18 protein-coding genes are annotated in these 23055 nt (G+C 45.6%); 7 read left to right on the top strand and 11 right to left on the bottom strand.

Translation table 11 applies throughout. The features are described 5' to 3' along the window. Positions 1 to 82: 82 nt before the first annotated feature. The 3 genes from FR741_RS01735 (at position 83) to FR741_RS01725 (ending at position 3136) form a co-directional block, all read left to right on the top strand. On the top strand, positions 83 to 811 hold the full coding sequence (locus tag FR741_RS01735) for a redoxin family protein (RefSeq protein ID WP_005395721.1): 729 nt from the start codon (positions 83 to 85) through the stop codon (positions 809 to 811). A 192-nt stretch (positions 812 to 1003) separates the two neighbouring features. Continuing rightward, on the top strand, positions 1004 to 2476 hold the full coding sequence (locus FR741_RS01730; RefSeq protein WP_167426187.1) for a dihydrolipoyl dehydrogenase: 1473 nt from the start codon (positions 1004 to 1006) through the stop codon (positions 2474 to 2476). Between the two features lie 390 nt (positions 2477 to 2866). Continuing rightward, positions 2867 to 3136, top strand: coding sequence for a DUF3624 domain-containing protein (locus tag FR741_RS01725; protein WP_012841349.1), 270 nt, complete (start codon positions 2867 to 2869; stop codon positions 3134 to 3136). A 206-nt stretch (positions 3137 to 3342) separates the two neighbouring features. Here the strand turns inward: FR741_RS01725 and argH are convergent, their stop codons facing one another. From argH to argC, 4 genes are all read right to left on the bottom strand, one after another. Further along, a complete protein-coding gene (argH, locus tag FR741_RS01720; RefSeq protein ID WP_104971008.1) occupies positions 3343 to 5217 on the bottom strand; it encodes an argininosuccinate lyase in 1875 nt (624 codons plus the stop codon). A 253-nt stretch (positions 5218 to 5470) separates the two neighbouring features. Next, the gene (locus FR741_RS01715; protein ID WP_065645889.1) at positions 5471 to 6685 is read right to left on the bottom strand and encodes an argininosuccinate synthase; all 1215 of its coding nucleotides are present in this window, start codon (positions 6683 to 6685) and stop codon (positions 5471 to 5473) included. A gap of 84 nt (positions 6686 to 6769) precedes the next feature. Then, positions 6770 to 7561 (bottom strand): acetylglutamate kinase, encoded by a 792-nt coding sequence (gene argB, locus FR741_RS01710; protein ID WP_048626700.1) that lies wholly within the window; start codon positions 7559 to 7561, stop codon positions 6770 to 6772. A gap of 21 nt (positions 7562 to 7582) precedes the next feature. Beyond that, the gene (argC, locus tag FR741_RS01705) at positions 7583 to 8587 is read right to left on the bottom strand and encodes an N-acetyl-gamma-glutamyl-phosphate reductase (RefSeq protein ID WP_006742772.1); all 1005 of its coding nucleotides are present in this window, start codon (positions 8585 to 8587) and stop codon (positions 7583 to 7585) included. A gap of 144 nt (positions 8588 to 8731) precedes the next feature. Here argC and argE point away from each other — a divergent pair, with 144 nt between their 5' ends. The 3 genes from argE to FR741_RS01690 all read left to right on the top strand — a co-directional run bounded on the left by argE (position 8732) and on the right by FR741_RS01690 (position 13739). Beyond that, the gene (gene argE / locus FR741_RS01700) at positions 8732 to 9868 is read left to right on the top strand and encodes an acetylornithine deacetylase (RefSeq protein ID WP_012841347.1); all 1137 of its coding nucleotides are present in this window, start codon (positions 8732 to 8734) and stop codon (positions 9866 to 9868) included. A 272-nt stretch (positions 9869 to 10140) separates the two neighbouring features. After that, positions 10141 to 12774: a phosphoenolpyruvate carboxylase gene (gene ppc / locus FR741_RS01695; RefSeq protein WP_109170362.1), complete on the top strand. Its 2634-nt coding sequence runs from the start codon at positions 10141 to 10143 to the stop codon at positions 12772 to 12774. A 425-nt stretch (positions 12775 to 13199) separates the two neighbouring features. Beyond that, positions 13200 to 13739, top strand: coding sequence for a PadR family transcriptional regulator (locus tag FR741_RS01690; RefSeq protein WP_005395734.1), 540 nt, complete (start codon positions 13200 to 13202; stop codon positions 13737 to 13739). 74 nt (positions 13740 to 13813) lie between these two features. Here FR741_RS01690 and metF read toward each other — a convergent pair whose 3' ends face one another. From metF to FR741_RS01675, 3 genes are all read right to left on the bottom strand, one after another. Beyond that, entirely contained in the window at positions 13814 to 14716 is a 903-nt protein-coding gene (metF, locus tag FR741_RS01685; RefSeq protein WP_046874624.1) for a methylenetetrahydrofolate reductase, read from the bottom strand. A 261-nt stretch (positions 14717 to 14977) separates the two neighbouring features. Continuing rightward, on the bottom strand, positions 14978 to 17386 hold the full coding sequence (locus tag FR741_RS01680) for a bifunctional aspartate kinase/homoserine dehydrogenase II (protein ID WP_167426186.1): 2409 nt from the start codon (positions 17384 to 17386) through the stop codon (positions 14978 to 14980). A 12-nt stretch (positions 17387 to 17398) separates the two neighbouring features. After that, complete coding sequence (locus FR741_RS01675; protein WP_053807714.1) at positions 17399 to 18562, bottom strand: O-succinylhomoserine (thiol)-lyase; 1164 nt, start codon at positions 18560 to 18562, stop codon at positions 17399 to 17401. 225 nt (positions 18563 to 18787) lie between these two features. Between FR741_RS01675 and metJ the strand changes: the two genes are divergently transcribed. After that, entirely contained in the window at positions 18788 to 19108 is a 321-nt protein-coding gene (gene metJ / locus FR741_RS01670) for a met regulon transcriptional regulator MetJ (protein ID WP_005381353.1), read from the top strand. 112 nt (positions 19109 to 19220) lie between these two features. On the opposite strand, the gene FR741_RS01665 is transcribed toward metJ, so the two are convergent. The 4 genes from FR741_RS01665 to tuf all read right to left on the bottom strand — a co-directional run bounded on the left by FR741_RS01665 (position 19221) and on the right by tuf (position 22984). Continuing rightward, positions 19221 to 20498: a malic enzyme-like NAD(P)-binding protein gene (locus FR741_RS01665; RefSeq protein ID WP_006742766.1), complete on the bottom strand. Its 1278-nt coding sequence runs from the start codon at positions 20496 to 20498 to the stop codon at positions 19221 to 19223. A gap of 203 nt (positions 20499 to 20701) precedes the next feature. Further along, positions 20702 to 21178: a bacterioferritin gene (bfr, locus tag FR741_RS01660; protein ID WP_005395745.1), complete on the bottom strand. Its 477-nt coding sequence runs from the start codon at positions 21176 to 21178 to the stop codon at positions 20702 to 20704. A 101-nt stretch (positions 21179 to 21279) separates the two neighbouring features. Next, positions 21280 to 21468: a (2Fe-2S)-binding protein gene (locus FR741_RS01655; RefSeq protein ID WP_031780493.1), complete on the bottom strand. Its 189-nt coding sequence runs from the start codon at positions 21466 to 21468 to the stop codon at positions 21280 to 21282. A 331-nt stretch (positions 21469 to 21799) separates the two neighbouring features. After that, a complete protein-coding gene (gene tuf, locus FR741_RS01650; RefSeq protein ID WP_012841343.1) occupies positions 21800 to 22984 on the bottom strand; it encodes an elongation factor Tu in 1185 nt (394 codons plus the stop codon). Between the last annotated feature and the right edge of the window lie 71 nt (positions 22985 to 23055).

The following is a 23055-nucleotide window of genomic DNA, read 5'->3' as shown; positions in this document are numbered from 1 at the left end:
AATGGGCTCAACAGAACGAAACAGAGCAAAGAAAAACGCTAAGCTCTATACGCATAATTTAAAATAGTTAAAGGAAATCATTATGTTTGTATCTAAAGAAGGTCAACAAGTCCCTCAAGTTACTTTTCCAGTTCGTCAAGGTGACTCTTGGATGAATGTAACGACTGATGAGCTATTTAAAGGTAAGACCGTTATCGTATTTAGCTTACCGGGTGCATTTACTCCAACCTGTTCATCAAGCCATCTACCTCGTTACAACGAATTGTTCCCTGTATTTAAAGAGCACGGAGTGGATGAGATTATTTGTGTCTCAGTCAATGATACGTTCGTGATGAATGCATGGAAACAAGACCAAGAAGCAGAAAACATCACCTTCATTCCTGACGGTAATGGTGAGTTCACCGATGGCATGGGCATGTTAGTGGATAAAAACGACATCGGCTTTGGTAAACGCTCATGGCGTTACAGCATGCTAGTAAAAGATGGCGTAGTGGAAAAAATGTTCATTGAGCCAAACGAACCAGGCGACCCATTCAAGGTGTCAGACGCAGATACGATGCTGAACTACATAGCGCCTGACTACAAAACGCAAGAATCCATCACAGTGTTCACTAAACCAGGCTGCCCTTTCTGTATGAAAGCGAAACAAAACCTGATTGACCACGGTCTTCAATATGAAGAAGTGATTCTGGGTAAAGACGCAACGACAGTTAGTCTACGAGCTATATCTGGTCGCACGACTGTTCCACAAGTCTTTATCGGTGGCAAGCACATCGGCGGTAGCGAAGAGCTAGAAGCGTATCTAGGCTAAGCTGTCCATAGCCTACACCCTCGGTCTCCGGTGCCTTTGGCTCGGAGGCCAACCCTAACTCACTTCTTCTACTAGTCTAGATAAGTAGTCGTCTACCGATAAGGTGACTCCTTATACAGATTCAACGACCCAATTCACTCTCCAAGCTCAATGTAGCTAGCTTGGCTTAAAAACAAAAAGCGAGAGTTCACGATGAAACAAGTTAATGTCGACGTAGCGATTATTGGTGGTGGTACTGCTGGTCTTGGCGCTTATCGAGCAGCAAAAGCTCATACTAATAGCGTAGTAATGATTGAAGACGGCCCTTACGGAACAACCTGTGCTCGCGTCGGTTGCATGCCCTCTAAGCTGTTGATTGCGGCCGCAGAAAGTGCCCACCAAATCGAAAAAGCGCCTGGATTTGGGATCCATCCGCAAGGTGAAATACGCATTAACGGACAAGAAGTCATGGATCGTGTAAAACGCGAACGTGATCGTTTTGTTGGCTTTGTGCTTGAAAGCGTCGATGATATTCCCGCAGAAGACAAGTTATCAGGTTACGCGAAGTTTGCCGATGATCATACACTTATCATAGATGACCATACTCAGGTCACCGCAAAACGGATTGTGATCGCGACGGGCTCTCGTCCTGCCTATCCAGCAGCTTGGAATGAGTTGGGTGACCGTCTCGTAATTAATGATGATGTCTTTGATTGGGATGATTTGCCTGAGTCCGTTGCGGTATTTGGCCCCGGAGTGATCGGACTTGAACTCGGTCAAGCATTGCACCGCCTAGGGGTGAAAGTGAAGCTCTTTGGTCTTGGTGGTCAAGTTGGTCCACTGACAGATCCAGAGGTGATGTCTTACGCAGATAAAACTTTTAAAGAAGAGTTCTATCTTGATGCCGATGTAAAAGTAGAAAGCATGAAGCGCATACCATCATCGAATGCAGCAGGCGCTGACAAAGTTGAGATCCAATTCATTAACCACGACGGTGAATTAGAAACCTTTATTGTTGATTACGTTTTAGCAGCCACTGGACGACGTCCAAACGTAGATAAGCTGGCGATCGAGAACACCAATATTGCCCTCGATGAACGCGGTGTACCAACCGCAGATCACTACACATTGCAAACCTCCGTTGAGAGTATTTTTATTGCGGGTGATGCAAGTAACCAAGTTCCATTGCTGCACGAGGCCGCTGACCAAGGTCGCATTGCTGGTGATAATGCTGGTCGTTTCCCGAATATTCGTGCAGGTCTGCGTCGTTCGCCAATTTCAGCTGTATTCTCCGAGCCGCAAATAGCTATGGTCGGTGAAACTTTCAAACAACTGGAAACTCGCTTAGGAAGCTGTGGTTGTTTTGTTACTGGTGAAGTCTCGTTTGAGAATCAAGGACGTTCGCGTGTCATGCTACGAAACAAAGGGATGTTACATGTCTATGGCGAGCAAGGAACTGGACGCTTTTTAGGTGCAGAGATGATGGGGCCGAACGCAGAACACCTCGCGCATCTTTTGGCTTGGGCACACCAAAATAGAATGACGGTTTCTGAGATGCTAGATATGCCCTTCTATCATCCAGTGATCGAAGAGGGTGTCCGCACCGCTCTACGTGATTTGAATGCAAAACTACACTTAGGGCCAGAAATGGTGAAACATTGCCTTGACTGTGGGCCTGGTTGCTAACGCTTTCATGCTCAATCGAGCCAGTCTTTACATACCAAACAAAACAGAAAGCCTCGTGATTAACGAGGCTTTCTGTTGACTACTTTGAGGCGATTACATAAGTACTACACTGCCATCATTGCGTAACGACTTACCATGATGATCGCGACTACACCGATCGTAAAAAAGCCACCAGCGATACTCAGCGCAAATTTCAATTCTGTCGACATGATTATTTTTCCTATTAAAGACTGACAGCGCACCATACATCAATCACGTGCCACATAAGCTCTACAAAGCTAACTTTCCATTTTTGGTTGTGTTCCTGCGCTCTAAGCTGCGACAAAAAACGCTTTCTCTCTTTGTGTTGGGTATATAATCTGAAGCAACACTGATGCCTTGGAAAACACTATGACTTGTCGCCGTTGCGAGGAACATTGGTTTTGGAAAAAGCTTGGGCGTTGCCAACGATGCTTGGATCAGTTAACGGTGCTTTCGGTACTGTGCTGGATTGTGTGGTGGTTTGCGTTCAAAGATGATCCACAAAGCATCGAGTCGATCGCTTTGATCTTTGCTGGTTTCGCTTTCAATATTTTATTGTTTTTGCACTTATGGATGCGTTTTGTCATCTTGCCGTGGCAACGTCGGCGAGGACGAAAAGAGACGGATAAAAAAGAGTAAAGTGGCAGATAGAAAAAAGCCCCAAAACCAATATCAGTTCTGGGGCCCTCTTAGATTCTTCTAAGAAAAAGCAGTGGTACTTTAATAGACCGAGCTTCCTCTCAAAGGTTCCAAATTTTTTCGATTTTTTTAGCAAATACTGATGTAAGTGAATCAGAAAATAACTATGTCATTGAATGCTAATAAAATCACTCCGAAATTTCAGCTCATGCCACATGCGATTTTTGGATCACTTGCTCCATTAAATTGATCTCTAGCGCCACTTCATCACACGCGTGCTGACGTGGACACTGATCGCAATCTTTCAAGACTTTTTCTGGCAACAGCGACTTCGATGTTGGTAAGAAGCTCTGCTTCATAAAGAACTCTGGCGTTCGAGTGAGGACAAAGACCTTCTTGATCGCCATTTGACGTGCTTTCTCAACCAAGTGATTTACGATTGCACTACCCTGCCCTTGACCTTGCCAGCCTGCTTCGATACCAAGAGAGCGGATTTCAGCCAACCCTGAGTCATACACATATAGAGAAGCGCAACCTGTCACTTCACCATGATGCTCAGCCACCGCGAAGGAGCCAATATCTCTCACGAGCTCATTACGAGAGCGGGGTAGATTCTCACCGAGGTTCGCCCAATAAGCCACCATGCCCTCTAGTGTTTCAATGTCCGTCAAACGTGCAGGACGCACTTTCACTGCCGAGCTGTCACGCTGGCTCAGACGTTTATCCGCTTGCTCTACCGCATAAGCGACTTGGTGAGGCGAAACGCCACCCAGCGCACAACGTTTTTCCAAACAAGACTCTATCGTCAGAATGTCATACACATCATCTTCAATCACCTCAGAGAAGGCTTTTAGCTCTTGCAGAGACAATTCTTCCAGCGCACAGCCTTTGTCAATTGCCCCTACCACCGCTACGCCCACAATATGGTGCGCCTCACGGAATGGGATGCCTTTCGCCACTAAGTAATCAGCTAACTCAGTCGCATTCGCATACCCTTGCTTCGCAGCTTCAAGCGTACGCTCACCATTCACTTTAATGCCATCAAAACACAGCGCTGCCATTTCCATGCAATCATTCCATGTGTCTAACGCATCAAACAACCCTTCTTTATCTTCTTGCATGTCTTTGTTGTACGCCAATGGTAAGGCTTTCACTGTCATCATCATGCTCGATAATGCGCCATAGACACGCCCTGTCTTACCACGGATCAACTCAAGTGCATCCGGATTTTTCTTCTGTGGCATCAATGACGAACCAGACGTCACCGTATCCGCTAACTCAATAAAGTTAGACTCCCCTGAGTTGTAGAAGATCATATCTTCTGCAAGACGAGAAAGGTGTAACATAGAAATCGAGGCCACCGACATCAGTTCCATCACATGATCACGATCCGAAACCGAATCGAGTGAATTACGCGTAGCGCGGTGGAAACCAAGGTTATGAGCTAATTGTTCACGATCAATCGGATAAGCCGTGCCAGCTAAAGCACCCGAGCCAAGTGGACAAGTGTCGAGGCGCTGTAAGGCATCATTCAGACGAGAGTAGTCACGCTCGAACATTTCAACATAAGCCAAACACCAGTGAGCAAAGGTGACAGGTTGAGCGCGCTGAAGATGAGTATAGCCAGGCAATACAGTGCCTTGGTGCTGCTTAGCAACATGAACCATTTGTGCTTGCAGACGATCTAAAGCAATCAACAGTTGCTGGCCTTGCTGACGACACCAAAGTTTTAGGTCTGTCGCTACTTGGTCATTACGAGAACGCCCAGTGTGGAGTTTTTTACCTAAATCTCCCACTTTACTAATCAGCTGCTGTTCAACCCACGAGTGGATATCTTCTGCATCTGAGCGAAGAATTTGATGAGGATCTTCCATCACTTCTAACTTCAGCTCGTTTAAAGCAAGTTCCAGCTTTTGCTGTTCTTCTGCCGATAGAACATCTACAGAAAGCAGAGCTTTAGACCATGCGATTGAACCTACGATGTCTTGCTCAGCCAATCGGTAGTCAAAACGCAACGAATCGTTAAACTCTTTAAATCTAGTGTCTGCCGCTTGGGTAAATCTTCCGCCCCATAATGCCATTGCGTTTCTCCTGATGACTATTGCTTACTCTAACGTTCTCGAATGAGTAGTAACCAATTTGATGGTCATTTGCTCACTTTTTCTTATGGGTCAACGTTACGGCAATTTCGACAAAAAATAAAGTATAAATTCAATATTTTTACATATATATTCAAGCAGAGTGCATTTGCATCTTTGTACTCATAGACGTAAGCCAACAAAAAAGACCTGCTATCCAATAGCAGGTCTTTACTCAATCCGAGATGTGGAGAGATTATTTCTTCTGGCTGTTCAACGCACGGATACGGCTTGATAGCGAGTAAAGACGGATGAAACCACCCGCATGACTTTGGTCGTAAACCTCATCTTCACCAAAAGTCGCGAACTCTTCTGAGTACAAGCTGTTGTCAGAACGTTTTTGCGTTACCGTGGCTTGGCCTTTGTAGAGCTTAACAACCACTTCGCCATTCACGTCTTGCGCTAACTCTTCAGAAGCGGCAAGGATCGACTTACATAGCGGCGTAAACCAACGGCCATCGTATACAAGGTGAGACGCTTTTAGACCTAGCTCCTCACGGAATTCGAATGATGATTTGTCTAGCACGAGCTGTTCAACGGCACGCAGAGCTTCCATCATGATGGTGCCTCCCGGTGTTTCGTAGCAGCCACGAGATTTCATTCCTACTAGACGGTTTTCAACGATATCGATACGACCAACACCGTGCTTCGCACCTTTTTCGTTTAGGTAAACCAGTGCGTTGTATGGTGTCATCGCTTCGCCATCAACTTCGACCACCTCACCTTTTTCTACTTTCAGCGTGACGTATTCCGCTTCGTTTGGTGCTTGCTCTGGGTCTACAGTCCATACCCAGCAATCTTCGTTTGGTGCGTTCCACGTATCTTCTAGGACGCCACCTTCAGTGGAAATGTGCCATGCATTTGCATCACGTGAGTAGATCTTAGTAAGAGACGCTGAACAAGGAATGTTACGCTCAGCTAGGTAATCTAAACATTCTTCACGGCTCACTAGGTCCCATTCACGCCAAGGTGCAATCACTTGTAGATCTGGTGCTAGTGCTGCGAATGCGCCTTCGAAACGAACTTGGTCATTACCTTTACCTGTACAGCCGTGACACAATGCGTCCGCGCCCACTTTACGTGCGACTTCAACCTGTGCTTTAGCAATAATTGGACGCGCCATTGATGTACCCAGCAGGTACTTACCTTCGTAGTACGCGCCGGTTTTTAGCGTTGGGTAAATGTAATCCGCCACCATCTCTTCTTTCAGATCAGCGATGTAACACTCAGAAGCACCTGAGGCTTTTGCTTTCTCTTCAATACCTTCTAGCTCTTCTGCGCCTTGACCAACATCGGCAACGAAAGCAACGACTTCACAATCGTAGTTCTCTTTTAGCCACGGGATAATTACTGAGGTATCTAGACCGCCTGAGTATGCGACTACCACTTTATTTACGTTCACTTTGCTCATCTTTCTTCTCCAAACTTAACTGGCGCTGCGCTCGGCGGTCAGTGCCAACTACTACTTCCTAATATTGAATTCTTTTGCTGATGCTTATTGAGGCAAAAATTGCGTTCCAATACTTTCACCAGCGAATAGCTGTACTAATTTTTCTGGGTAACGCCAGGTCGCGACTTCGATAGGGCGACCAAGATCATTGGCCGCCTCCAAAGCAGCTTTAACTTTGACGATCATGCCGTCTGTGATCACATGTCCATCGATCAACATGTTCGCTTGTTGTTCCGACAGGGTTTTGATCAAATGGCCTTTACCATCTAATACACCACTCACGTCTGATAGCAGGACCAACTCCGCATCTAATGCGCCCGCAACCGCGACTGCGGCTTGGTCAGCATTCACATTCATCATCTGGCCATCTGTGGTTAAGCCAATTGAACTGATGATCGGCAGTGCGCCTGTGTTTAATACCGCTTGTAATAGCGTTGAATCACCCGGTGATGCTTTACCTACCGCGCCCAACTCAGGGTCAAGTTCTTCAACAAGACACAAACCACCATCCGCAAGGCTAAGACCTACTGCATTGAGTCCATCTGCGATGGCTTGACCTTGAAGTAGCTTATTCGCTGTGCCTGCAAGCGCGCCTGCAATCACCGGAATTTGATCGTAAGGCGTTACGCGTAAACCATTTTTCTTTACGGTTTCAAGCTGAAGCTTTGCCATCAACTCATCAACTAGGTAGCCACCGCCATGAACGATGGCGATTTGTCGCTGTGCCGATTTTTGGTAAGCCGCAATGGCACCAAACAGTTGGCTTAAGGTTTGAGTGCAAGATAGAGCAGCACCGCCTAGCTTAATGACTAAAGGAGCTTGATTGGTTTGCGTCATCGCATTTCCCTCTTTCAACGACTACAGCAACGCTGTCAGTTCTGGGTAACCATAATGAATATTGAGACATTGCATCGCTTGACTTGATGCACCTTTGAGTAGGTTGTCGATGGCTGAAATCACAATGATATGTTCGCCTTGTACCTTCCAGCCGATATCGCAGAAAGGGGTATTTTCGACATCCTGAATACGTGGAATACCATCGCCTTTTAAACGCACGGCTGGCTTTCCTAGATAAGCTTGTTCAAATGCTTGAGCGACTTGTTGCTCTGTAACGCCTGATGCTAGCTTCATGGTGATCGTGGCAAGAATGCCGCGTTTAAAGTTGCCTAGGTGCGGAGTAAAAATCACATCGCAACCTAAGTGCTGAGCAATTTCTGGTTGGTGACGATGAGTAAATACACCATAAGGTTGCAAGCTCACTTCACAGAAACTGTTCACCATAGAAGCTTTACGCCCAGCTCCGGACACACCGCTGGTCGCGTTAATGACAGGCCATTGATTGGTATCCACTAATGCATTTTCGAGTAGAGGTTTGATGGCTAACTGCGAAGCAGTCGGGTAGCAACCTGCTACAGCAACTAAGGGAGCAGTTTTAATTGATTCCTGGTTCCACTCTGCTAAGCCGTATGCAGCTTTATCTAGCCAGTTATTATGTTGATGCTCGAAGCCATAAAAAGTGTTGTAAAAACCTTCACTTTGGACGCGGAATGCCCCCGATAAATCGAATACCTGACAGCCTGCCTCCAAGAAAGTTGGGGCTAGATCGTGGCTCACCTCATGAGCCGTTGCTAAAAACACCACATCCGATTCTTGAGCGATTTGCAGTGGATCCGTTAGTGGCGAGACCGGCATATCAATGATGCCTGCTAACTTACCGTGCAGCTGCGCAATATTCTTTCCTGCATCAACACTGTTGGCGGAAACATATAAACCTGATAGCGTGAGTTGTGGGTGTTTATTAACCATTAACGCTAACTCTGCGCCGGTGTAACCGCTGGCTCCAATAATCGTGGTTTTTAGCATTGTGTGACATCCATATACTTAAAGGCTCAAATGACTATTCATATTTAATTTTTGCTTTATTTTGATTTTTTATTCATTAAATATGATTTAATATGTGTTTTACATTTTTGTGGTCTGTCTGTCAACAGGAGATTTGAAGAATCCATGCAATTACCAACTTTTCTAGAGGTCTATGAAGGACTCATCAGCACCTCTTCTATCAGCTCCACGGATCCGAGCTGGGATCAGGGCAATGCAAAAGTCATCGAAAAACTCGCATCTTGGTTTAAAGATCTGGGTTTTAGCGTTGAAGTGATCGAAGTCGAGCCAGGCAAGCACAATATGATCGCACGTATGGGAGAGGGTGAAGGCGGCCTTTTACTTGCTGGCCATAGTGATACCGTGCCATTCGATCAAGGGCGATGGAATTTTGATCCACATAAGCTGACTGAAAAAGACAACCGCTTTTACGGTTTAGGCACGGCAGACATGAAGGGCTTTTTTGCCTTTATTTACGAAGCCGTCAAAAAAGTCGACTGGAGTAAGCAAACCAAGCCGCTATACGTATTAGCCACTTGTGACGAAGAAACCACCATGTTGGGTGCACGACATTTCACCGTAAACGCCCCTTTTAAGCCGGATTACTGCATTATTGGTGAGCCCACCAGCCTCGTTCCTATTCGCGGCCACAAAGGTCATGTGGCGAATGCAATTCGGGTCACGGGTAAGTCAGGCCATTCATCCGATCCTGCCTTAGGCGTTAACGCGATTGAGATCATGCATGAAGTGATGTTTGCCATGATGCAACTGCGCGATAAATTGGTGAAAGAATACCACCATCCGGGTTTTGCCATTCCAAGCCCTACCCTAAACCTTGGACACATTCACGGTGGTGACAGCGCTAACCGTATTTGTGGTTGCTGTGAGCTGCACTATGATGTTCGCCCACTACCAGGGATCAGCCTGGATGGCCTAGAAAATATGCTGCGCGGAGCATTAAAAGAAGTCGAAGCAAAGTGGCCTGGACGCTTGGAGATAATTCCCTTACATGAACCAATTCCGGGTTACGAATGCCAACATGACCACCCATTTATCGGTGGTGTTGAAGAGATCTGCCAAACCAGTTCAGAAACCGTGAACTACTGTACTGAGGCGCCCTTCTTACAACAGCTCTGTCCAACCTTAGTTCTCGGCCCCGGTTCAATTGACCAAGCGCACCAACCGGATGAGTTTCTCTCATTTGATTTTATCGATCCCACAATTGATGTGCTTTCAAAGGCAATGGTCAAGTATTGCTGTTAATACACGAATAAACTCAAAAGTCAGTGCAGCTCGATTGAGCTGCATCTTTTTATCTTCACAATTTAGCGCTAGCCTTAACACTTCTTTAACTTGTTATTTTGTAATTAATTTTCACTTCTTATTCTACAGCTGCCGTAAATTTGCTCTAAATCAGGAGACAGCGGAATAATTGCAAACTTAGTCTGCTTTATTTGACTATAACTGGTGCTTTTCGCTAGATTGGAGTCTTAACAAGGACAATGGATGTAGTTTTTTTACGAGGCAGGACGACAATGAACGAGAAATACGCCGCACTCAAAAGTAATGTGCGCATGTTAGGCCACTTATTGGGTAACACCATTCGCGATGCCCATGGCGAAGAAATCTTCGAGAAAGTGGAAACCATTCGTAAATTATCCAAATCAGCTCAAGCAGGAAATCAAGCAGACAGGGACAGCTTGATCGAAGAAATCAAACATTTACCTGATGAGCAACTAACGCCCGTTACCCGTGCGTTTAACCAATTTCTAAATCTCACCAATATTGCTGAGCAATACCACACGATTTCACGCCACTGTGAAGAACACATTTGTGAACCAGACGCGATTAACTCGCTGTTTTCTAAACTGGTACAAAACGATGTGAGCAAACTGGACACTGCGCAAGCGGTTCGTGATCTGAATATTGAATTGGTCTTGACGGCTCACCCAACGGAAATCACGCGTCGCACGATGATCAACAAGTTGGTCAAGATCAACGAGTGCTTATCAAAGTTGGAACTGAGTGATCTTTCTTCTAAAGAGCGCAAGAAAACCGAGCGTCGTTTAGAGCAACTGATCGCGCAAAGCTGGCATTCAGACGTAATTCGACAACAGCGCCCTACTCCGCTGGATGAAGCAAAATGGGGTTTTGCAGTCGTTGAAAACTCACTATGGGAAGCGGTGCCAGACTTCTTACGTGAAATGAATGATCGTCTGAAGTCTTACCTAGGTGAAGGTTTACCAATTGATGCGCGCCCTGTGCACTTCTCTTCTTGGATGGGGGGTGACCGCGACGGTAACCCGTTCGTCACTCATAGCGTGACGCGTGAAGTATTGCTTCTGTCTCGTTGGAAAGCCGCAGATCTTTATCTCAATGACATCAACGAGTTGATCAGTGAACTGTCTATGACGGTTTCAAACGATCAAGTTCGTGAACTTGCTGGCGAAGATCAGCACGAACCATATCGTGCAATCCTGAAACAACTTCGCTCACTATTGAACGAAACCAAAGATATTCTCGATGCTAAAATCCATGGTCAAAAACTGGCCGTTAAAGCTCCGTTGCAAAAAGTCGAGCAACTTTGGGAACCTCTGTATGCCTGTTACCAGTCGCTAAATGAATGTGGCATGGGTGTGATCGCAAATGGCTCTCTACTGGATACATTGCGCCGCGTAAAAGCATTTGGTATTCATCTTGTTCGCCTTGATATCCGCCAAGAGAGCACGCGTCATTCAGACGTATTGTCTGAATTAACCCGCTACTTAGGCATTGGTGATTACGAGCAATGGAGCGAGCAAGATAAGATTGCTTTCCTAACCAACGAACTCGCATCTAAACGTCCTCTTCTGCCTCGTGATTGGGAACCATCAGAACCTGTCAAAGAGGTTTTGGACACCTGTAAGATTATTGCAGCACAACCGCGTGAAGCATTCGGTGCCTACGTTATTTCTATGGCACGCACTGCATCGGATGTGTTAGCAGTCCACCTACTTCTGCAAGAAGCTGGCTGCCCATATCGTATGGATGTTTGCCCGTTATTCGAGACGCTAGACGACTTGAACAATGCAGAATCGGTCATCAAACAGCTGATGGGTATCGACCTATACCGTGGCTTTATCCAAAACCACCAAATGGTCATGATTGGTTACTCTGACTCAGCGAAAGATGCGGGTGTCATGTCTGCAGGCTGGGCTCAGTACCATGCGATGGAATCGTTAGTTAAAGTGGCGGAAGAAGAAGGTGTTGAACTGACTCTATTCCACGGTCGTGGCGGTACAGTAGGCCGCGGCGGCGCGCCAGCACACGCAGCACTTCTGTCTCAACCACCAAAAAGCTTGAAAGGTGGTTTGCGCGTAACAGAACAGGGCGAGATGATCCGCTTTAAACTGGGCCTTCCAGATGTCGCCGTAAACAGTTTTAACCTTTACGCGAGCGCGATTCTAGAAGCCAACCTATTGCCACCGCCAGAGCCAAAACAAGAATGGCGCGACTTAATGGAAGTGCTATCAGAAGTTAGCTGCGAGTCTTATCGCAACGTAGTTCGTGGCGAGCCTGATTTTGTGCCTTACTTCCGTCAAGCGACACCAGAGCTCGAGCTCGGTAAGTTGCCACTTGGCTCTCGTCCTGCAAAACGTAACCCTAAGGGCGGAGTAGAAAGCTTACGTGCAATCCCGTGGATCTTCTCGTGGAGCCAAAATCGTTTGGTGCTTCCAGCATGGTTAGGTGCGGGTGAAGCGATTCAATACTCGATCGATAAAGGCCACCAAGCGCTGCTCGAAGAGATGTGTCGTGAATGGCCGTTCTTCTCGACTCGCCTTGGCATGTTAGAAATGGTGTACTCGAAGTGTAATATCGATATTTCTCGCTATTACGATGAGCGATTGGTGGATGAATCACTCCGTCCACTCGGTGAAAAGCTTCGCGCTCAGCTTCAAGAAGATATCAAAGCAGTACTGAATGTAGAGAACAACGAAAACTTGATGCAGCATGACCCTTGGGGACTCGAATCGATTCGCTTGCGCAACATCTACGTTGAGCCATTGAACATGCTACAAGCCGAGTTGCTATACCGTACACGCCAAACCGAAGAAGCATCTGCAAACCTAGAAGAAGCGCTAATGGTGACAATTGCTGGTATTGCAGCTGGCATGCGCAACACAGGCTAATCGCTTCATTTGTAATAAAAAAGCTGAGCAAGTGCTCAGCTTTTTTTTGGCGCTGGATAATTGCGCAACCAAAAGGCAGTTTAATAAACTATAAAAAACCCAAAAATTACCACACAAAAAGAATAAAAAACCACAAGTTAACACTATTAATTATTATGTTAGTTTTTTAGGGTAATTTTGTCCTACTATTCCACTTCATGCTTATTATTTATATACTACTTGCCTGCTGAGAGCTCATAAATCCAATCATACCTGCTCCAGCCATGATGGGACTCCCCATCTCTCTAGGTGATAAACGGCTTTAAGGTGACAGGACCAACATTGTTGGTGCTACTTATACATTAAAAAACTCAAGTGCCAGAAAGAGCACAGCTGAAAGTATAAGTAGCTTGTTTACAAGTTTATTGACCATTTGGATTGAAGACATGTCATTACCACACGTAATCTTAACTGTTCTTAGCACTCGCGACGCAACCGGTTACGATATCACTAAAGAATTCTCTGCTAGCATCGGTTACTTCTGGAAAGCAAGCCACCAACAAGTGTACCGTGAACTCAATAAAATGGCCGAGAAAGAGCTGGTTACTTGCGTATTAGAACCCCAAGAAGGCAAACCAGACCGTAAGGTTTACTCCATCACAGATGCTGGTCGCAGCGCTTTAGGAGAATGGTTTGATCAACCAACTGCACACCCGACTGTTCGTGATGAATTTTCAGCGAAATTGATGGCATGTGCCGTTCAACCATCAACACCTTTCCGTGATCAACTCGCCGAACTGGTTGAAGAGTCTCGCAAACTGGTTTCTCACTACAAAGAAATTGAAGCGGCTTACTACGCAACGCCGTCAACTTTAGACAAACAAGCTCGCCTAGAGCGTTTAACGCTTCGTCGTAACCTACTGTTACGTGAAACGTGGATCACTTGGGCTGAAGAAGTCCTAACAGAACTTGAAGTGATTGGTTAATTTCCTTTTACTTTGAGACAACGAAAAAGGCTTGCCACTCGGCAAGCCTTTTGTCTTTTTGAAACCCGGTCGATTTATGCACCTACTGCAGCGCGAGGACGAACGCCTAGCGTATGACATAAAGCGTAAGTCATCTCTGCACGGTTTAGGGTGTAGAAGTGGAAATCCTTAACGCCTTCACGACTAAGTACGCGCACCATATCAATAGCTTGGCTTGCTCCTACAAGCTGACGAGTCACCGGATCATCATCCAAGCCTTCGAACTGTTTACTCATCCAGCCTGGTACTTTCACATTGTTCTGCGCAGCAAAGCGAGAGGCTTGCTTAAAGTTCGACACTGGCAAAATACCAGGGACAATTTCCACATCAATTCCTGCCGCCACACAGCGATCGCGGAAACGAAGGTAAGACTCGACGTCAAAAAAGAACTGAGTAATTGCACGGTTTGCGCCAGCATCAACCTTACGTTTTAGGTTCAATAAGTCAGACTGCGCACTTTTAGCTTCAGGGTGAACCTCAGGAAATGCGGCAACTGAGATATCAAAATCGTGACGTGATTTCAGCAACTCAACCAAATCCGAGGCATACATGTCAGGCGCACCGCCACCAGGAGGAATATCACCACGCAGAGCAACGATATTTTCAATGCCATTATTCCAGTAATCATCGGCAATATTAATCAACTCTTCGCGAGTCGCATCAATACAAGTGAGGTGAGGAGCAGCAACCAATCCGGTTGTTGCTTTGATTTCTTTAATGATGGAGTGCGTTCTGTCACGCTCGCCAGAGTTCGCGCCGTAAGTCACAGAAACAAATTTAGGTTGGAGCGTTTTAAGACGGTGCACTGAATTCCAGAGTGTCTCTTCCATCTTCGCGCTGCTTGGTGGAAAAAACTCAAATGATACATTGATGTTGTCTGACAACTCAGCAATATTCTGGTTCAAGGCGTCAATATGGCCTGCGTGCGTGTATCCCATCTTACTCTCCCTGTGGCACTCCGCCACGAAAACAAATTCCTTAAATCGACGTTTAGACGTCTATATGTCTACAGAATGTATTGAATACGATTTAATGTCAACCTTGTAATTATGAATTTTTCTCAAGTTAATAATGAGGATAGTTCAAGTTATTACTTGAACGTTATTTCACCACTTATCACAAGCCGATACTTCAGTATGGCACTGAAGGAAAAATAAAAAACCCTGGTCGGGTTCCAGGGTTTTAGGTATCTCGCAACTTTAGAATAAACCGGCTAATCGGTTGAGGTCGGATTGAATCGCGCCGGCTGTCACTTCTCTTCCTGCGCCAGGCCCTCGAATAACGAGTGGGTTATCTTTGTACCACTTACTTTCAATGGCAAAAATGTTGTCGCACGGCAGAAGGTTGGCGAGCGCATGTTCACGAGATAACGCTTCTACTCCCACCGTCGCTTTACCATTTTTTTCTAAACGCGCAACGTAGCGAAGCACTTGATCGTTTCTCTGTGCTTTTGTCAGGCGCTCTTGCAGTATTTCACTCAACAGCCCTCCGTTATCGAAGAAGTCATCGATACTAAGTTCTCTTAATTCTTCTGGTACTAGAGATTCAACCTTAACGCTGCCCGGCTCAATATCGAGACCAGACTCTCGAGCTAAGATAACCAGCTTACGCATCACATCTGAACCATCTAAATCAGAACGAGGATCAGGTTCTGTTAAACCTTGCTGCCAAGCGAGGTCGACTAAATCATTAAATGGTACTGAGCCGTCAAATTGTTGGAATAACCATGATAACGTCCCAGAGAAAATACCCGATAGAGCAACGATCTCATCCCCACTTTCACGTAGATCTCGCACGGTATGGTTTATTGGTAACCCCGCACCAACCGTCGCGTTGTACAGCCAATAACGACCAATTTTAGCGAATGCATCTTGAACCTGATGGTAATACTGGCTATCAGCCGAACCCGCCACTTTGTTAGCGGAAATCAAATGAATGCCCTGCTGCGCAATTTCTACATAGCGCTGAGCTAAGTCTTTGCTCGCTGTCACATCAAGCACTACGGCTTCATCGTAATTTTTTAGCGCTCCTAAGTGAGTCAACCAAGACCCATCGTTTGCTAGGCCTTCATCATCAAATCGTTCAGCAACACTTGCTGCATCAATACCTTGCTCATCGAACCAGTAGGTTTGACTATCCACGACCGCTACAAGGTCAAAGCTCATTCCATGACGTTTTTCGAGTTCACCTTTTTGAGTTGCAAATAAATTTAACCAGCTAGAACCAATGTTGCCCTTGCCACATAAAGCCACCGCCACGCGCTTTTGCGCTTGGAACAACTGGCTATGAATCGTTTGAACCAACACTTCGGTATCAGTACGACGCAAAACGGCGACTAAACTCAGCCCCGACTCAGTTTCAGAAATAAATTCAACCGGAGAGTGTTTTAATTTCTGATAAAAACCAAAACAATGGTTGGCGTTTTTCGTAACGCCAGCGCCTACCGCCGCTAAGAGAGAGTAGCCTTCTTTGAGCTTAATCTCCGCTTCAACCGCAAGCTCTTGTAAGTGTTTCAGTGCGCCACCGGCAATTTCTGCGGTATACGCCAAGCGCAACGTGTGTTGATCGGGCTGTGCCTCAAATGCCAATGGCTCCAATTGCGCTCGCTGCAACGCTTGTAATACATCATTCTGTGTTTTTTCGAAGTCGTGCCCATGCATGAAAGACAGCTGCACCAATAAAACATCATCCAGCGAGGTAATAATTTTAGCGCCACGGCCAGACGCTAAGACACGCTCAATACGAGTAGAGCCCGATTCCGGCAGATAGCTACACTTGAGGTTGAGATCCATAGTACTTTGCGCCACAGGCTGAAGTGTACGACTGTGTAGGACTGGGGCGGCTAAACGGGCGAGTTCGCTGGCTTCATCCAATCGAAGTAACGGTAACAGACACGCGTCTGCCACCAAACGCGGATCGGCACTATAGACACCGGCAACGTCACTCCAAATGGTGACTGTGCTCACTTCAGCCAGAGCACCAATGACAGTTGCAGAATAGTCAGAGCCATTACGACCAAGTAAAATGGTTTCGCCCGCCTCGTTCTGAGCCATAAAGCCAGTAATTACCACACGTTTATGATTGTGTTGCGCGAGAACTTCTTTTATCAAAGGATATGAACGAGCGCGATCAACTTCAGGTTGAGTCCCGGCTTCCGCACGTAAAAACGCTCGTGCATCTTGTGCAACAGCGGGGATAGAACGTTGAGATAATAACGCGGCCAATAGGCGAGCAGACCAAACTTCTCCGTGTCCTAGTACCGCGGCTTTTTGCGCGCCAGTGAGTGGTGCTGTCAGCTCAGATAAGGTACTGAACTCATCATGCAGTAACGCTAATAGTTCTTCTTGTACTTCATTTTCCAACAAGTTTTCTATTAGCTCCGTTTGGAACTGCCTTAGGCTTTGAAGTGCTTCATGCGCGATTCGGCCATCTTTGTCTAGCCCTTCCTGGAACTCAATCAAGCGGTTAGTGGTTTTTCCTGCCGCCGAGACGACCACAAGATCATTTTCCGTCGAATACTCCTTAAGAATATCCACAACGCGTAAATAGCATTCTGGGTTTGCTAAGCTACTGCCACCAAACTTATGCAGCTGACGTTGTAAAGTCATTATTATCGTCTCCTATTGTTGGGCAGCTTTAGCGAATGCTTGCTCTAAATCTGTGATGAGATCTTGTGCATCTTCCAAGCCGACAGACAAACGCAATAGTTGATGCGACACCCCCGCTTCTGCAAGTGCTTCCTCTCCCATAGCGCGATGCGTCATGGATGCCGGATGACAAATCAAGCTTTCAACTCCACCTAATGACTCAGCCAATGAAAACAGTTGGAGCTCTTTAACGAACACTTTTAACTGCTCAAACGAACCGGCAAACTCAAAGCTCAGCATAGAGCCAAAACCAGTTTGCTGCTTTTTAGCAATGTCATGACCCGGGTGCTCCGGCAGGCTTGGATGATAAATGGTTTTAACTAACGCTTGCTTCTGGAGATAAGCCAGTACCTGCTGTGAACTCTCTTCATGCACTCGCATGCGAGCACCAAGTGTACGAATACCTCGCAGTGTCATGTAACTATCGAAAGGTGTGCCCGTTGCGCCAATACAATTGCCCCACCATGCAAGCTCTTCTGCATGCGCTTCTGTTTTGGTGATGATCACGCCACCAATCACGTCTGAATGACCGTTGATATACTTCGTTGTGGAGTGAATGACGAAATCTGCGCCCAAGTCCAAAGGCTTTTGGTACACGGGTGTCAAAAAGGTATTGTCCACCGCGACCAATGCCCCAACTCGCTTCGCTTTTTCACAAGTCTCAGAAATATCCACCACGCGAACCAGAGGGTTTGATGGGGTTTCTAACAAGATGAGTTTTGGTTTTTGTGCTAATGCTGCATCCAAAGCTTGCTCGTCTGATTGATCGACAAACTGAACCTTAAAATCACCTTTGTTGGCTCGGGTATTAAAAAGACGATAGGTGCCGCCATAACAATCGTGAGGAGCAATAATGAGATCATCAGGGCCAAGAAAAGCGGACACCCATAAATTTAATGCCGACGTACCGCAATTCGTGACAACCGCTCCTTTTCCAGACTCGAGTTCAGATAACGCACTTTCCAACAGTCCGCGGTTTGGATTTCCAGATCGCGTGTAATCATACTTAGGTACTTCACCAAAAGCAGGAAAACCATAGTTAGTGGAAAGATAAATAGGTGGAACGACAGCGTGATATTGGCTGTCTGATTCAATACCAGTGCGTACTGCAATGGTCGCAGGTTTGCGAGAGCTCATGGGTGTATCCTTTCACGGGTAATGACTTCTAAATAGGAATGCGCTATATCTAATGAGTAAAATAAAGTGATCAACACGCTTCCTTTGCTGTTCTGTTCACTTTACTCGTCAAAAAATGAGACGTCAACACTTCTAGACGTCTATATGTCTTTGCTTATGGCGGTAAATGCAGCTAAAATCAGCACCTAAATTATTTTTAACCGATTACATAAATGAAGGTGTGCAATGGCTGACTGGAATGGCGAATACATTAGCCCATATGCAGAGCACGGCAAAAAAAGCGAACAAGTAAAAAAAATTACCGTCTCTATCCCGCTAAAAGTTTTAAAAGTGCTAACTGATGAGCGTACTCGCCGTCAGATCAATAACTTACGCCATGCAACCAATAGTGAATTACTATGCGAAGCATTTTTGCACGCGTACACAGGTCAGCCACTTCCAACAGATGAAGACCTTCGTAAAGACCGTCCAGATGATATTCCAACAGAAGTAAAAGCACTGATGACGGAAATGGGCATCGAATTTGAGTCGTTTGACGAAGAGTAAAAAGCGAGACTGGAGGCTTCAGATAGCAATTCTTATCTCGAGCCAAAAGAATGATATAAAAAATGGGACGCGATTGCGTCCCATTTTCTGTACATCACATCTAATAGATATATTACTCTGCCATGTAGTTTTCAGGCATCTCGATACGAGCAACACCTGAATCAACTGCCGCCTGAGCCACAGCTTTTGCAACACGTGGCAGTAAACGTGAGTCCATTGGTTTTGGAATGATGTAGTCTGCACCAAACTCAAGCTTATCGACGCCTGCGGCCTTCAATACAGTTTCAGGTACAGGCTCTTTTGCTAGCTCACGAATCGCCTCAACGGCTGCAAGTTTCATTTCATCATTGATTTCACTTGCGCGCACATCAAGAGCACCACGGAAGATGAATGGGAAACACAATACGTTGTTTACTTGGTTCGGGTAATCACTACGGCCAGTCCCCATGATCAAATCATCACGAACAGCGTGGGCAAGTTCCGGCTTAATTTCAGGATCTGGATTCGAACATGCAAATACGATTGGCTTATCTGCCATCAGCTTCAACGCTTCCGCTGGCAATAGGTTTGGACCAGATACACCTAGGAACAGATCCGCGCCTTCAATCACGTCTTCTAATGTGCGTTTGTCCGTGTTGTTTGCGAATAGCTGCTTGTATTCATTAAGATCATCACGACGAGTGTGGATCACACCTTTACGATCCAGCATGTAAATTTTTTCGCGCATTGCACCACATTTAATCAGCAGCTCCATACACGCAACGGCTGCAGCGCCAGCGCCAAGACAAACGATCGTTGAGTCTTCAAGCTTCTTACCTTGAAGTTCGATCGCGTTCAGCATGCCTGCCGCCGTTACAATCGCAGTACCGTGCTGATCATCGTGGAATACTGGTACATCACAACGCTCAATTAAACGCTTTTCAATCTCAAAGCAATCTGGTGCTTTAATATCTTCAAGGTTGATACCACCAAAGGTGTCTGCAATGCTTGCAACAGTATCAACAAATTCATCGATCGTGCGATGCTTAACTTCAATATCAATCGAGTCAAGACCTGCAAAACGTTTAAACAGTAACGCTTTACCTTCCATTACTGGCTTAGATGCAAGTGGACCTAGGTTACCTAGACCTAAAATAGCGGTACCGTTAGAAATAACAGCAACCATGTTGCCTTTCGCTGTGTACTTGTACACGTTATCAGGGTTTTGTGCGATTTCACGCACTGGTTCTGCAACACCTGGGCTGTAAGCAAGGGCAAGATCACCCGCCGTTTCCGCAGGCTTTGTTAATTCGACAGCAATCTTCCCTGGAGTTGGATAAGCATGGTAATCCAATGCTTTTTGGCGATGTTCTTCTTCTGGAGTGGCTGCTTGGCGATTGTCTTCAGACATGGACGTTTCTCTTTTTTATTTTTAGGTAAGGGGGCATAAATTCTATCGGATAGAAATCAAACTTCATAGGCAAGATTGCGAGCAATATCCTTAAAAAGCCGATAATAAAAGAGATTAGACCAGATAGCGGGGATAAGCACCTGATTTTCGAGTCAGGTGCTCTTTTCTTCTTACAATTGAAGTACGCAAAATCCTGGACGTTATTACTCTTCGTCTACGTATTGCGCTTGGAGGTAGTTCTCAATGCCAGACATTTCAATCAAGCCAAGTTGCGTCTCTAGCCAATCAACATGCTCTTCTTCATCTTCAAGAATATCTTGAAACAGATCGCGAGACACATAGTCTCGAATGTCTTCAGCATAGGCAATCGCATCTTTTAAATCTGGAATAGCGGCCATTTCAAGCTTTAAGTCACACTCGAGCATTTCTTTAGTGTCTTCACCTATCATCAACTTGCCTAAATCTTGTAGATTCGGTAAGCCCTCCAGAAACAAAATACGCTCAATCAGATGATCGGCATGTTTCATCTCATCGATAGATTCGTGATATTCCTTATCTGCTAGGTGCTTTAACCCCCAGTCCTTATACATTCGAGCATGAAGAAAATACTGATTAATAGCGATGAGCTCATTTCCGAGCACTTTATTGAGATGTTGGATGATGATTGGATCGCCTTTCATGACAAAAACCTCTTCTTTAGCTTCATTTAAATGTAGAAGCAAATGAGAAGGTGTCAAAACGCTAGGCAAATAATTACTTAATTACTGCATGCTCACAGTAATTAGCTAGCTTGTTTGAATACCGTGTAACTGGTTTCCGCTAAAATATCCTTGGCCTGCCTGATGCACTTACCACATTGGCTACCCAATGCTGTGCATTTTTTGATTCCTTTAATATCCGTTACGCCTTCATCTATCGCCAACTTCCTAATTTTCTTGTCGGAGACCCCATGGCAAAGACAAACGTACATACTCAAAAACCTATTAAATTAACCTGTGGCAACCAATATAAACAAGAATAGTTCTTGTTACCAGTCGCATTGATGGGTCTGTTCAGAATATTTTGTTATATAGATTTGGTGACAGTAGGCCAAGATCAGAGAGTTAGGTGTTACGACCAAAGGTGTTGAAAAATAGAGCCGGTAATATTCTGTTTTTAAATTAAAAAATTAACGTATTTCCTACGAACACTTATAACCAAATATAATTTAGATATAAAAAAGGGAAGCCTAAGCTTCCCTTTCTCGATGCGCTTTCTTCATAAAGAAGAAGAGTGCAAGATTTCGTTTAATTCGTTATGAATTAGTCGAAGATCTTAGCAACAACACCAGCACCTACTGTACGGCCACCTTCACGGATCGCGAAACGTAGACCTTCGTCCATTGCGATTGGTGCGATTAGCTCAACAGTCATCTGTACGTTGTCACCTGGCATTACCATTTCTACGCCTTCTGGTAGCTGGATGTCACCAGTTACGTCAGTTGTACGGAAGTAGAACTGTGGACGGTAGCCTTTGAAGAATGGAGTGTGACGACCACCTTCATCTTTAGACAGTACGTATACTTCTGATTCGAACTTAGTGTGTGGAGTGATTGAACCAGGCTTCGCTAGTACTTGACCACGTTCAACTTCGTCACGCTTAGTACCACGTAGAAGTGCACCAACGTTCTCACCTGCACGGCCTTCGTCTAGAAGCTTACGGAACATCTCAACACCAGTACATGTAGTTGTAGTAGTGTCTTTGATACCTACGATAGCAACTTCGTCACCTACAGTTAGGATACCACGCTCGATACGGCCAGTTACTACTGTACCACGACCTTGGATTGAGAATACGTCTTCGATAGGCATTAGGAATGGCTGATCTACCGCACGCTCTGGCTCAGGGATGTAAGTATCTAGAGCTTCCGCTAGTTCAACGATTTTCGCTTCCCACTGCTCTTCGCCGTTTAGTGCGCCTAGTGCAGAACCTTGGATAACTGGTAGGTCATCACCTGGGAAATCGTATTCAGATAGAAGTTCACGAACTTCCATTTCTACTAGTTCTAGTAGCTCTTCATCGTCAACCATGTCACATTTGTTCATGAATACGATGATGTATGGGATACCAACCTGACGGCCTAGTAGGATGTGCTCACGAGTTTGTGGCATTGGGCCATCTGTCGCAGCAACAACTAGGATACCACCGTCCATCTGTGCAGCACCAGTGATCATGTTTTTAACGTAGTCCGCGTGTCCTGGACAGTCAACGTGTGCGTAGTGACGAGTTGGAGTGTCGTACTCAACGTGAGAAGTTGCGATTGTGATACCGCGCTCACGCTCTTCTGGAGCGTTATCGATAGATGCGAAGTCTTTAGCTACACCGCCGTAAACTTTAGCAAGAGTAGTACAGATAGCTGCAGTTAGAGTTGTTTTACCGTGGTCAACGTGGCCGATAGTACCAACGTTAACGTGCGGTTTCGTACGTTCAAATTTTTCTTTAGACACGATCGTGTTCCTTCCTAGTTATGATTCGTCGTGATCATTATTGATCGACGACGCGCCAGAAATTGTTATTT

The sequence above is a fragment of the Vibrio diabolicus genome, from assembly GCF_011801455.1.
Lineage (GTDB): Bacteria > Pseudomonadota > Gammaproteobacteria > Enterobacterales > Vibrionaceae > Vibrio > Vibrio diabolicus.
This window is presented reverse-complemented; position numbering and strand designations above follow the sequence as displayed.

What these genes read in the sequence shown, in the direction of transcription:
- FR741_RS01735 (WP_005395721.1), top strand. Translation starts at nt 83, where the DNA reads ATGTTTGTATCTAAAGAAGGTCAACAAGTCCCTCAAGTTACTTTTCCA.
- FR741_RS01730 (WP_167426187.1), top strand. Translation starts at nt 1,004, where the DNA reads ATGAAACAAGTTAATGTCGACGTAGCGATTATTGGTGGTGGTACTGCT.
- FR741_RS01725 (WP_012841349.1), top strand. Translation starts at nt 2,867, where the DNA reads ATGACTTGTCGCCGTTGCGAGGAACATTGGTTTTGGAAAAAGCTTGGG.
- argH (WP_104971008.1), bottom strand. Translation starts at nt 5,217, where the DNA reads ATGGCATTATGGGGCGGAAGATTTACCCAAGCGGCAGACACTAGATTT.
- FR741_RS01715 (WP_065645889.1), bottom strand. Translation starts at nt 6,685, where the DNA reads ATGAGCAAAGTGAACGTAAATAAAGTGGTAGTCGCATACTCAGGCGGT.
- argB (WP_048626700.1), bottom strand. Translation starts at nt 7,561, where the DNA reads ATGACGCAAACCAATCAAGCTCCTTTAGTCATTAAGCTAGGCGGTGCT.
- argC (WP_006742772.1), bottom strand. Translation starts at nt 8,587, where the DNA reads ATGCTAAAAACCACGATTATTGGAGCCAGCGGTTACACCGGCGCAGAG.
- argE (WP_012841347.1), top strand. Translation starts at nt 8,732, where the DNA reads ATGCAATTACCAACTTTTCTAGAGGTCTATGAAGGACTCATCAGCACC.
- ppc (WP_109170362.1), top strand. Translation starts at nt 10,141, where the DNA reads ATGAACGAGAAATACGCCGCACTCAAAAGTAATGTGCGCATGTTAGGC.
- FR741_RS01690 (WP_005395734.1), top strand. Translation starts at nt 13,200, where the DNA reads ATGTCATTACCACACGTAATCTTAACTGTTCTTAGCACTCGCGACGCA.
- metF (WP_046874624.1), bottom strand. Translation starts at nt 14,716, where the DNA reads ATGGGATACACGCACGCAGGCCATATTGACGCCTTGAACCAGAATATT.
- FR741_RS01680 (WP_167426186.1), bottom strand. Translation starts at nt 17,386, where the DNA reads ATGACTTTACAACGTCAGCTGCATAAGTTTGGTGGCAGTAGCTTAGCA.
- FR741_RS01675 (WP_053807714.1), bottom strand. Translation starts at nt 18,562, where the DNA reads ATGAGCTCTCGCAAACCTGCGACCATTGCAGTACGCACTGGTATTGAA.
- metJ (WP_005381353.1), top strand. Translation starts at nt 18,788, where the DNA reads ATGGCTGACTGGAATGGCGAATACATTAGCCCATATGCAGAGCACGGC.
- FR741_RS01665 (WP_006742766.1), bottom strand. Translation starts at nt 20,498, where the DNA reads ATGTCTGAAGACAATCGCCAAGCAGCCACTCCAGAAGAAGAACATCGC.
- bfr (WP_005395745.1), bottom strand. Translation starts at nt 21,178, where the DNA reads ATGAAAGGCGATCCAATCATCATCCAACATCTCAATAAAGTGCTCGGA.
- FR741_RS01655 (WP_031780493.1), bottom strand. Translation starts at nt 21,468, where the DNA reads ATGTACGTTTGTCTTTGCCATGGGGTCTCCGACAAGAAAATTAGGAAG.